The organism is Chryseobacterium sp. IT-36CA2 (assembly GCF_949767875.1).
Taxonomy (GTDB): Bacteria; Bacteroidota; Bacteroidia; order Flavobacteriales; family Weeksellaceae; genus Chryseobacterium.
Map to the genome: position 1 here is coordinate 69,290 of NZ_CATKPG010000026.1, position 12,364 is coordinate 81,653.

A 12,364-nucleotide genomic window follows, 5' to 3' on the forward strand; every position below is an offset into this window, starting at 1 on the left:
TAATGTTTGTAACGGCGGTATTAATCTATATCAGAAGTTACAAACAACGCAAAAAGGAACATTTGAATGAAATTGAAAGAAAAAATGAGCTTCATCAAAGAGAGCTTCTATCTACCCAACTTGAAATTCAGCAAGCTACCATGCAGCAGATCGGGAGGGAGCTGCACGATAACATAGGTCAAAAACTTACCCTCGTTAGTTTGTATGTACAGCAAATGCTTTATGAAAACAAAGTTTCCGAAGCCAGCGAAAGAATTGATCAGGTTTCCCAGATCATCAATCAGTCTCTGCAGGACCTCAGAAGTCTGTCTAAAACATTAACGGATGACAATATCAATCAAAAGGAAATTGTAACGCTGATCCAGGAGGAGGTAGACAATACCAATTCCTTTAAAAAGTGCAATGTCAATTTTGAACATAGTTTTAAACAGCTGGATTTAGGATTTGTTCATAAAAATATGCTGCTCAGAATCACACAGGAGTTCATTCAGAACAGTATAAAACATTCCCGCTGCAAAAATATTTTCATCAGCCTGAATACTTCTGAGGACATCCTTTGGGAGCTTGATATTCGTGATGATGGGATCGGATTTGATGCCTCACAGATCAAATCCAACGGGATAGGTCTCACCAACATGAAAAACAGAGCTGAAATCATAGGAGCCAGTTTTCACATGGAAAGCCATGAAAATACAGGGACCCAACTCAATATTATCTTAAAAAAACAGTCATGAAAAAATCTATTGTAATTGTTGACGACCATATACTTATTGCGAAAGCACTGGAAGGAATCATTGGTAATTTTAACGAATTTGAAGTCATCTATGTAGCCGAAAACGGGAAAGATTTTATCCAAAAACTTGAAGAAGGTAACCCTGTTCCGGATATTATTCTTTTAGATATCAGTATGCCCATTATGGATGGCTTTGAAACGGCAGTCTGGCTTACAAAAAATCATCCCGATATTAAAGTGATGGCTCTCAGTATGCAGGGCGATGACAACAGTGTGATTAAGATGATCAAAAGCGGAGCAAAAGGTTATCTCTTAAAAAACACTCATCCAAGAGATCTGGAAACAGCACTTACCCGATTAAACAGTGACGGCTTCTTTTACCCGGACTGGGCTTCAAAAATTATCTTCTCTAATCTTAACAAGGAAACTGAGACAGAAATCGCCGTAAGAATTTCTGACAGGGAGAAAGAATTCCTGAAATATACAGTCACAGAGCTAAGTTATAAAGAAATTGCGGACAGAATGTGCTGCAGCCCAAGAACAGTAGAAAGCTATCGTGATCAGCTTTGTGACAAACTGGATTTAAAGACCCGTGTAGGGCTGGCAGTCTTTGCAATCAAAAATGGTTTCGCAAACTAATTTTATATTTAAAAAATTCATTAAAAAATAAATTAAAACGAAATACTTTCGTAAAAAAACAACACAGCAACAAAACACATCATTATATTTTTAAAAATTGATTAAAATTCAAAACAAATCGAAGGATATTGAATTAAAATCAACTAAAATTTAAAATCCATGATAATTCCGTAATTAATTTACGGAATTATTTGCATATTAATTTCAAATAATATAATTTCACATCCTCAACCAAATTATGACAATATGAAAAAACTATTATTCGGAGCTCTTATGCTCGGGTTAATGACAGCTTGTAACAATGACAACATTCAAAACCAAAATGAAACACAGGCTGAACCAGAAACTTCTTCACTAGCCTCCAAAAGAATTTGTCCATCCGAGGAAATGAGACAAGAGGCGTTACAAAAAGATCCTGCACTCAGACAAAAGGTAGAAGAAATTGAAGCTAATGCAAAAAAATTCGCCAACAATCTTGCTTTAGGAAAAGTTCTTGCAGATGGAACCGTTGAAATTCCGGTGGTTGTAAATGTAGTTTATAAAACAGCTGCGCAGAATGTATCTGATGCAAAAATTGCAGACCAGATTGCGATTTTAAACGCCGACTACGGCGGAACAAACAATGATGCCTCAAAAATTCCCGCAGAATTTCAGGGGGTAAAAGCTGGTGATGTAAAAGTAAGATTCAAACTGGTAAATACCTTCAGAAAAACGACTACTAAAACATCATGGACTAAAGCAGACCGTACAAATAACACCATGAAAAAAGCCTCTACAGGAGGTATTGATGCTACTAATCCTACAAACTATTTAAACATCTGGATCGTTGGATATATGCCGGATCCATTAGGTGACATTCTTGGATATGCCACTTTCCCGGAAGATGCCGGTACCTGGAAAGATGGTGTCGTAATTGCAGCTCCTTATATGGGGAAAACAGGAGATTCTTCAGCATTCAATCTCGGAAGAACTGCCACTCATGAGGTAGGACATTATCTGGGGCTTAGACACATATGGGGTGATACCAATTGTGGTGATGACTTAATTGCAGATACCCCTACCCAAACAACATCTAACAGTGGAAACCCAACCTACCCTCTTTATAATACCTGCTATGGTGTAAAAAGATCTGTAATGTTTATGAATTATATGGATTATTCTAATGACAGTTCTCTATATATGTTTACAACAGGACAAAAAACAAAAATGCAGTCTGTAACATCATCTACTGGTGCAAGATCCGGATTAAGAGTTTATTAAAATTAAATCTTTTAAAATATTTAAAGCCTATCTCAAAATTTGAGATAGGCTTTTTAATTAATGGAAACTACAATTTAATTTTAACGTAAAAATATCCTACAAAAAACTAAAACAATAAATAATTCACATTAACAATAAGATTAATTGCGGAAGAAAAATATTTTTTGGAAGTTTATTAAAAATCAACATATTACAATTAACATTAAAATAAAATACATTATCACGGAAAAATATACCAATTTCACAAATCGAATGCACGTTGGCTTCAAATAATTATAATTTCACATCCACAACCAAATTATATTATAACGATATGAAAGAACTATTATTCGGAGCTCTTATGCTCTGGCTATTGACTGCATGTAACAATGAGAACATTTCTAACCAAAATGAGGCACAGACTGAATCAGAAACTTCTTCACTAACCTCCAAAAGAATTTGTCCATCAGAGGAAATGAGACAAGAGGCTTTACAAAAAAATCCTGCACTGAGGCAGAAAGTAGAAGAAATTGAAGCTAATGCAAAAAGATTTTCCAACAATCTTGCTTTAGGGAAGGTCCTTGCAGACGGAGTTGTTGAAATTCCAGTAGTTGTAAATGTAGTTTATAAAACTGCAGACGAGAATGTATCTGATGCCAGAATTGCAGAACAAATTGCTGTTTTAAATGCTGACTTTGGAGGAACCAACAGTGATATTTCACAAATACCTGCTGAATTTAAGGGTGTAAAAGCCTGTGACGTAAAAATAAAATTCAAATTGGTTAATACCATAAGAAAAACAACCACAAAAATATCATGGGATAAAGCAGACCAAGACAAGGACACCATGAAAAAAGACTCTACAGGAGGAATTAATGCTACCGACCCTACAAAGTATCTCAACATCTGGGTAGTGGGAAGTATGCCAAATCCTAGAGGAAAGATTCTTGGATATGCTACCTTCCCAGAGGATGCAGGCACATGGAAAGATGGTGTAGTAATTGCCGCCCATTGTTTTGGAAAAACTGGAGCTTCTGCGCCATTTAACCTGGGAAGAACTGCAACACACGAAGTAGGACATTATCTAAATCTTCTACACCTTTGGGGATCAACTGATGCTGGCTGCCAGACAGATTACTGTGATGACACTCCAGTATCTCCCGGCTCTAACGGAGGAAATCCCATCTATCCTCTCAACAGGATTTGTGACGGTATAAGCCGCTCCCAGATGTTTATGAATTATATGGATTATGTTCATGACAAATCTATGTTTATGTTCTCTGCGAACCAAAAAACAAGAATGCAGGCTGTAGTAGCTGCAGGCGGACCAAGAGCTGGATTAAGATAATTCCCAACTTCATTCAGAATAATAAAATAATAAATAGTCTATCTCAATTTTTGGGATAGATTTTTATTAGTGGAGATTACAATTGACCTAAAGAAAATATTTTAAAAAACCACAATTCAATTTTAACATAAAAATATACTACAAATTATTATAAATACAAAATAATTTACATTAAAAACACACTCACCCGTGAAATAAAAAACCAAACATCTAAAATTGATTAAAATTCAAAACAAATTAATTAAACTTAAATTAAACACACGCAAACCAATGAAAATATATTAATTTCGTAAATATTTTTCAAATTAGTTGCATATTAATTTTTAATAATATAATTTCACAACCTCAACCAAATTATATTATAACGATATGAAAAAATTCCTATTTGGAGCCCTAATTCTGGGCCTTATGTCGGCATGCAACACCGACAACTTAACCAATCAAAACGAAACACCTCCCGATCAGGCACCTACTACAGGAAGTGCTCTTAAAAGAAGCTGTCCTTCTGAAGTATTGAGAGCTCAAATGTTACAAAAAAATCCTGCACTACGATTAAAAGCAGAAGAGATTGAAGCACGTACTCAAAACTTTGCTGAGAATCTTAAACTTGGAAAAGTTCTGGCAGACGGAACTGTTGAAATCCCAGTTGTTTTTAACGTAATCTATAACACTTCTGCTCAAAATGTTTCTGACGCAAGAATTGCAGAACAGATCGCAGTACTGAATGCCGATTATGGTGCCACGAATTCTGACATCAATAAAATTCCTTCAGCATTTCAACCTGTAGCTGCAGGTGACGTAAAAATACGTTTCAAACTGGTAGCTACCAACCGTAAGCAAAATTCAAAAACAGGCTGGAGATCTGATCTTGAGCAAATGAAAAAAGCAAGCACAGGAGGTATTGACGCGACTGATGTAAATAAAAATATGAATATCTGGGTGGTGAATTCGATCCTTGATGAAAATAACCAGGCAGGAACTCTTGGTTATGCCTATTATCCTGAAAATGCAGGACAATGGTATGATGGTCTTGTAATCGGATATCAGTATATCGGAAAAACCGGGGCTTCTGCACCATTCAATTTAGGAAGAACAGTCACTCACGAAGTAGGACACTACCTAAATTTACCTCACCTTTGGGGATCATCTGATGCAGGATGCCAGACAGATTACTCTAATGATACTCCTACCTCTCCTGGCCCTAACTACGGAAATCCTACCTATCCTCTAAACAGAGTTTGCGGAGGTGTAAGCCGTTCTCAGATGTTCATGAATTATATGGATTATGTGGATGACAAATCTATGGTTATGTTCTCTGCCAACCAAAAAACAAGAATGCAGGCAGTAGTAGCTGCAGCAGGACCAAGAGCAGGATTAAGATAATTAACAACTTCATTCAGAATATTATAAAAATCTTAAAATAGTCTATCTCAATATTTGGGATAGATTTTTTTTATACTTTTACATGATTTAATTTCGCACCACTACTACGATGAAAAAAATAGCACTAGCATCAGGAATACTATTGCACTTATACTGTATTAAAGCACAGGATACGATCCAGATTAAAACACAGGATACGATCTCAACCAGAAATCTTAAAGATGATCTCGCGATCATCAATTCCGGTTATAGCATTCAGGAGAAGACTCCTTTTTTCAAAAAACCATGGGTAAAAAAATCTATAGCTCCTGCTATTCTTTTTACAGCCGCCGCCGCAACGTGGGGAGAAAAAGAGAATATTCGTGAGGTAAGAAACCGGTATCTGCCCAATTTCAAAATGAAATATGATGATTATCTTCAGTATGCTCCTGCAGCCGCTGTTTATGGATTAAAGCTGGCAGGTGTAAAAGGTAGAAACAATCTGGGAAGAGCTACTTTATCTTACGGTACCAGTTTAGCCATCATGGCAATTTTAGTCAATTCTATAAAGTATACAGCCAAAGTGGAGCGTCCGGATGGCTCCAAGAACAATTCTTTCCCATCAGGGCATGCTGCCATGGCTTTCACCAATGCCAGCTTTCTACACAAGGAATATGGAATGGTAAACCCAACCTACAGTATTGCAGGATATGGATCTGCTACCCTTACCGGACTTGGACGGAATTTAAATAACAGACACTGGGTTCCGGACATACTTGCTGGAGCTGGGATTGGGATTATTTCTACAGAACTCGGATATTTCTTTATTGATAAAATTTATAAAAACAAAGGAGATAACTTAAGTCTCTTATCCAGAATACAAGGAAATGATTATCCCTCTTTTCTTGCTCTAAAAATGGGGACCGCATTAGGTACCACCAACTTTCTGAAGGAATCTGAGCTGGATGACAAAAAGCAAATCGGTTTTGAAGGTGGATTGGAAGGCGCCTATTTCTTTTCGAAAAAATGGGGTGTAGGTGCAGATGTGTCCTTCAGCAGCTTTCCTATTAAATCTCAAAGAATAACCTTTGATGACGACCAGAATTTTGGGGATCATGAACTCAAAACACAATCCCTGGGATTTCTTTCTGCAGGTATCGGACCCTATTTTTCCCATGACTTTTCTGATAAATGGCAGCTTATGCTAAAAGTAACAGGAGGTTATGCGGCAACTGCCAGCGGAAAAGTTTTCGTAAAAGGAAGCGATATAGACGCTCCTAACCACGAGCTTCAAATAGCCAGATACAAACCGAAACCAGCTTTCCGCTGGAATACCGGAGCTTCTATGACTTATAAATTCAATCCGGGATTAGGTCTTACTTTCTATACAGATTACAATCAAATCAATTCTACCATCCGCTATTACTTCAGTGACGAGATTAAGGATGGTGATGAGCTGGATCAGGAACTTAACAATATGATTGCTAAGGAAAAAATCAGTTATATTACATTAGGATTAAGATTAACTGCCTATTTTTAAAAATACAAAAGCCTTCAGAATCTGAAGGCTTTTACTTTTATAAGGTTTTACGGTTATCATCCGGAGTATAATCCATAAACAGGTCTCCATCTAGCTGTACCGCTTTCACTTTCTTCTTAATAGGAATAACAAGGTCCGTCAGTTTCTGATCTTTTTCCCAAACTGAAGGTGAGAAATGCAGTTTCTCTGTAGTTCCGTCTTCATAAGCTAATATAGCGTCAAACGGAATCGCAAATCCACCTACATTAGCAACGTTTACAGTAAGCATATCATTCATTTGAGATGCTCCTGTTACTTTTAAATCAATATAATTATTAGTATAAAACCAATTCTGGAAGAACCAGTTCAGATTTTTGCCTGAGCCTGTATTCATAGAATTGAAATAATCCCATGGAACCGGATGCTTCCCATTCCAGTTGTCCATATAATGATGTAATGCTTTTTTGAACAGTTCGTCTCCTAAATAATCTTTCAGAGCCAGATAAGACAAAGATGCTTTCACATAAGAATTGTTTCCATATCCGGCACCGCTCACCTGTGTACTCATTGTAATCACTGGCTGATCCTGTTCTGTAGAGGCATCAGTGATCCATTTTTTAACGCGGAAGTTTTTATAAAATTCCTTAGCTGCAGCTTCTCCGTTTTCATCAATTCCTATAAGATATTCCAGCGTGGTTGCCCAGCCTTCATCCATAAATGCATATCTCGTCTCATTGATTCCCATATAAAAAGGGAAATAGGTATGGGCAATTTCGTGATCTGCAGTCAATCTTGCATCCTGAAGATCATCAGGAATACTGGTGTCATTGATCATCATTGGGTATTCCATATCTGCATATCCCTGAATAGCTGTCATTACATTATAAGGATATTCTACGCCCGGCCAGTTTTTTGAGAACCAATCCAGGTTATAATGCATCCAGTCTACATAGTGTTCAAAATCTTTCGCTCCGTTTTTATATCCAGACTGAACGCTGGCTCTTTTTGTTTTTAACTGAACACTTGCCGCATCCCAAACATAGTGATTGCTCATGGCAAAGCAGAAATCTGTGATGTGGGAGGCTTTAAATTTCCAAACATTCCACTTGTTCTGCTGTGTAACTTTTCCGGACTTCATTTCCTGTTCTGTAGCAATGTGCATTACTTTATCGCTTTTTAATGAAGCTTTATATCTTTTCAAATATTCAGGCTGAAGGACAGCTTCCGGGTTCAGGAAATCTCCGGTAGCCCAGACTACATAATTTTTAGGTGCAGAGATGGCAAAACTATAATCATTGAAGTCATTGTAGAATTCCTGTCTGTCTGAGTGCTGAAGCATATCCCATCCGTTGTAATCATCATACACAGAAATTCTCGGAAAAGAATATGCTACATAGAATGTTTCCGGATCAATTTGCCCTTCTCTTCCACTCTGTACAGATAATGGGTACTCCCACTCTATTTTAATCTCAGCTTTTGATTTGGATTTTAAAGCTGTTTTTAATTTTACTTTTTCCACAGTACTCCAGTCATCACAGTTGATATCATATCTATCACCGTTTACAATGAAAGATTTAATCTTCAATCCTGATGACAGAAAATCTTTAGATACAAAACCTGATCTTGGCGATTGCGGTTTATGAAGGTTATTTACAAACCGTATAGCCAGTTCATCCAGATTATCCGGACTATTATTGGTATAGACAATTGTTTCTTTTCCGGAAACCGTTTTTGTAGTGGCATCCACTTTCACATCTACATTATATACTCCTTTGTTCTGCCAGTAGTTTTTACCTGGTGCTCCAGAGATATCACGCGTTCCTCTTTCATAAGCTTTTTTGATATTCCTCGGCATATACAGTTCCTGTGCAGATAATTGCAGCAAGGAAACAACCACCAGCATTCCGGAAAAAATTTTCTTCATAGCGATCTTTTTAAAGATAGGTATCAAAAATAGCGAAAATGTGACATCAGTAGATCATTTCTTTTGTAATAATATTTTATTGTAATGGGTTTTCTATCATATTATTCTACAGTCTATCCTGTTCCGCAGTTTTTTTGATCGTTTTTGCATTTTTCACAGATTGATTTCCAAAATTGAATTTCAACGAAAAAGTAAAACCCTGGGCATCCGTATAATCAAGAAAATAATTATCCTGATTTGCATATTTCGTACTCACTTTCTGACCTGTAGTTCTGAAAATATCGGTAAAAATGAGACTGGCATCCAGCTTTTTATTAAAGAACTTTCTGTTCATTACAAAATAGGCTGACCAGAGAGAGGAAATCCTAAACGTTCCCTGTATTCCCGGAGAATAGTAACGGTGTCCCATTTCCATTTTCCAATCGTTGTTTTTATCAAGGGTAAAACTTGTGGAAATATTGGAAGCCCAGTTCCAGACTTTATTTTTATACAGCATTCCGTCTGTTCCTTTGAAGTAATTTTCATTGTGTTCAAGATTTTCAGATAAGATCACATTCCACCATGGCTTGACCTGAAAGTTTTTATACAAGTTTAATCCGAAAGCTTCTCCTTTCTCGATATTGGTAAAATAATAAATCAGGCTATTGGTACTCGGTTCCTGATAAGAGATTTCCATGGAAGGATACATTTCTTTTCTGTAATACAAATCCAGATTCCAGTCTTTCCAGGAATAGGTAAGATTGAGATTGTGGGTAATGGTTGCTTTTAATTTCGGATCTCCCTGATAATAGGAAAAGAGGTTATAGTAAGATTTTGCCGGATTCAGCCATGAATAGGAAGGTCTGCTGATTCTTTTTCCATAAGAGAATCCAAATTCCTGCTTATTTTCTGTAGTATATTGTGCATAAAAAGTGGGGAAAAATTTCCAGTAATTACTTTTATTCAATTCATAAGGTTCTGAAACGATTCCTTCAAGATCTGTCATTTCTGCACGGAGTCCTCCTTTGAAGCTCCATTTTCCTATATTATATGCTAATGAAGAATACAGGGCGAAATTGTGTTCTTTATAATCAAAAATACTGCTCTTTTCCGGTCGGTATTGTAGTATTCCATTCTCATTGTCTGAGAAATCCAGTTTACTGTTTGTCTTTACAAAACTATACTTCGCTCCGGATTCCAGTTCCAGTTTATCCCCTTTCCACTGATAATCAAACTGAGTGGAATATAACTGGACATCCGCATTATTCTGAGTAAGAAAATTATCTTCTTTTGGAGGCTGCCCTGCAAAATTAAGATAGGTGATCACATTTTGGTATTTATCAGCATTATTTCCGGTAAAATAATTAACCCAGGAAAGACTGCTTTTCTTATTGAATTTCCGGTCAATCTGAAAACTCACAGAGTTGTTGATGGAACGCGAACGGTGATCATTGATTGTGGTATAATTAGACTCTGCAATATCCTGCTGATTATAGATGAGTGTAGGAACATTATAGATTCCGAAGGATTTTGGGGAGAAAAACCCTGAATAGTTGAGGCTTAAGTTGGTCAAGCTGTCCAACTCATATTCCACATTAAAATTCAGGGTATTTTGGTTATTGTTCTTATCCTTCCTATTCATTGTACTTACCCATCGGGTTTGGCTTTCCGGATAATTTACATAATCTGTTCCTTCCCGGTAGTACGTCCCCAGCCCTCTATAATAGCTTCCCATAACGGAAAGTTTATTTTTTTTATAATATTGAGAAAGACCAAAAACACCTTTTGCATATTGTGTCTGCACATATTTGGATGATAGAATTCCTCGGTAGCCTTCAATTTTATTCTTTTTCAGAACAATATTTAGTACTGCGCTTCCTGAGGCTTCATATTTTGCAGGCGGATTGGTAATCACTTCTACTGATTTCACCTCATCTCCCTGTGTATTTTCAAGAAGATTTTTAAGCTCATCCCCTGTCAGCATTACTTTTTTATCATTAATAGTCACCAGAATTCCGGTACTTCCCTTTACGCTCAACACACTATTATTTACAGTAACATTTGGTGTATTCTTTAGGATCTCCCAGGCATTGAGTGATGAAATATTGCTGTTTTCCACATTAAATTCCAAGCGGTCAACTTTTCTTTTCACCAAAGGTTTGCGTTTCGTCATCACAACTCCTTCTATTTCCTGAGACTCTTTTTTAAGAATGATATTTAATGGTTCTGGTTTATTCAAATTCAGTTTTTTTTCAAATAAAGAATATCCCTGATTTTTAATAACCAGCTTTACCTCCTGCTCTGCAATATCCTCCAAAATAAATTTTCCGCTATCATCTGTTTTTAATTCTTTGATTAATTCATTTTGAGCATTATACACTTCCACTTTCACTGATGAAAGCTTTTCATTTTCGTTGTTCATAACTGTACCTTCAGTTTTATGCTGCTGGGCAAAAATCAAGACTGGGAAACACAGAAGAAAAAGAATTTTATACATGACTATTTTTTTTATCCTTTTAAACAAAATCACTATTCTGTTCTATGGGTACAAAATTCTATATTGAAAGAGAAAAATTCAGTTAATGATGGGTTAATGATAGGTTAATGTCTTTTCCTTTAAAATAATTACCCCTGAATTTGGAAATTCAGGGGTAAAATCAATAACGTATATTCTTATGGATAAGGAATTACTTTATCCAGTTCTATCGGGTTATAATATTTTTTGATGTTGATCTGCGTTTGTTTAGTTAAACCTGCAAACTCTTCTTTACTTTTGATTTGCTGTCCATTAATGCGTACATTCCAGTCCGGCTGAAATTCGGTTCTCATTCTGGCATAAGGATCATTATAAAACTCAAGATTCAGTTTCACCCACTTTTTAAAGTCTATAGCAATAGGCACCAATGAATAATGTTTTTCGAGAAAGCCTTTTGTGTCGTATGTTTTGGGGAGATTACTATTTCGGGAGAAAGAATAAATAAAATCTTTCTTATCATCTTCTACGTACAGAACCAACCCTGGCAACCCTCTAAATTTATAAGGCCCTTCAGGAATATTAATATCCGGAGTAAACCAGGCTATCCAGTTTCTTCCTCCAAATATGGCAGTCGCTTTTTGTAAGTTATAATTATTGATCTTTTTTGTATCACGCTCTATTTTCCACTGAATATTATCCTCCGTTTCGAAAACATAATAATAAGGCATCATCATGATCTGAACAAAGTTTTTATTTTTATTAGAATTTCTTTTTCGCAGAATGGTTTGTCCGGATTGGCTTGTATGCTGAGAAGACATTCCTCCATGAAGAATATTCAGAGAATCGTTTGCTAAAAATTCAAATTCATAAAACTTTACTTCCTCCGGATTGATGTCCAGCACCATATCTTCTTTATCATACTCTGTCCCGTTAGGTTCAATTCTGTATTGAAGTTCATATATAAAACGATGCGTTTGGGCATTGATGATTATCCCAAGTAACAGAATAAGAAGAATGAATCTCTTTTTCATGAGTTAAATAGTTTTTTATTTTATAAAAATACCAAAAATCACACTAATCATCAGGTTAATAAAAGGTTAATGATAAAAATATTATTTCAGTAAAATGGTAAAGCTTTATCTTTG

General features: G+C 36.1%; 9 protein-coding genes. 6 read left to right on the top strand and 3 right to left on the bottom strand.

Features of this window, described 5'->3' with window-relative positions:
• Positions 1-2 precede the first annotated feature (2 nt).
• From ACM6F9_RS21850 to ACM6F9_RS21875, 6 genes are all read left to right on the top strand, one after another.
• Positions 3-734, top strand: a complete 732-nt coding sequence (locus ACM6F9_RS21850; protein ID WP_414847610.1) for a sensor histidine kinase — start codon at positions 3-5, stop codon at positions 732-734.
• Entirely contained in the window at positions 731-1,372 is a 642-nt protein-coding gene (locus ACM6F9_RS21855; RefSeq protein ID WP_414847611.1) for a response regulator, read from the top strand. Before ACM6F9_RS21850 ends, ACM6F9_RS21855 begins: the two co-directional genes overlap by 4 nt.
• A 246-nt stretch (positions 1,373-1,618) precedes the next feature.
• A complete protein-coding gene (locus ACM6F9_RS21860) occupies positions 1,619-2,632 on the top strand; it encodes a zinc metalloprotease (RefSeq protein ID WP_414847612.1) in 1,014 nt (337 codons plus the stop codon).
• 313 nt (positions 2,633-2,945) lie between these two features.
• Positions 2,946-3,959: a zinc metalloprotease gene (locus ACM6F9_RS21865; protein ID WP_414847613.1), complete on the top strand. Its 1,014-nt coding sequence runs from the start codon at positions 2,946-2,948 to the stop codon at positions 3,957-3,959.
• A 369-nt stretch (positions 3,960-4,328) separates the two neighbouring features.
• A complete protein-coding gene (locus tag ACM6F9_RS21870) occupies positions 4,329-5,342 on the top strand; it encodes a zinc metalloprotease (RefSeq protein WP_414847614.1) in 1,014 nt (337 codons plus the stop codon).
• A gap of 109 nt (positions 5,343-5,451) precedes the next feature.
• Complete coding sequence (locus tag ACM6F9_RS21875; RefSeq protein ID WP_414847615.1) at positions 5,452-6,861, top strand: phosphatase PAP2 family protein; 1,410 nt, start codon at positions 5,452-5,454, stop codon at positions 6,859-6,861.
• 37 nt (positions 6,862-6,898) lie between these two features.
• On the opposite strand, the gene ACM6F9_RS21880 is transcribed toward ACM6F9_RS21875, so the two are convergent.
• The 3 genes from ACM6F9_RS21880 to ACM6F9_RS21890 form a co-directional block, all read right to left on the bottom strand.
• Positions 6,899-8,764, bottom strand: coding sequence for a M1 family metallopeptidase (locus ACM6F9_RS21880; RefSeq protein ID WP_414847616.1), 1,866 nt, complete (start codon positions 8,762-8,764; stop codon positions 6,899-6,901).
• Positions 8,765-8,870: 106 nt separating this feature from the next.
• Positions 8,871-11,240, bottom strand: coding sequence for an outer membrane beta-barrel protein (locus ACM6F9_RS21885; RefSeq protein ID WP_414847617.1), 2,370 nt, complete (start codon positions 11,238-11,240; stop codon positions 8,871-8,873).
• A 176-nt stretch (positions 11,241-11,416) separates the two neighbouring features.
• Entirely contained in the window at positions 11,417-12,250 is an 834-nt protein-coding gene (locus ACM6F9_RS21890) for a GLPGLI family protein (protein ID WP_414847618.1), read from the bottom strand.
• Positions 12,251-12,364 lie beyond the last annotated feature (114 nt).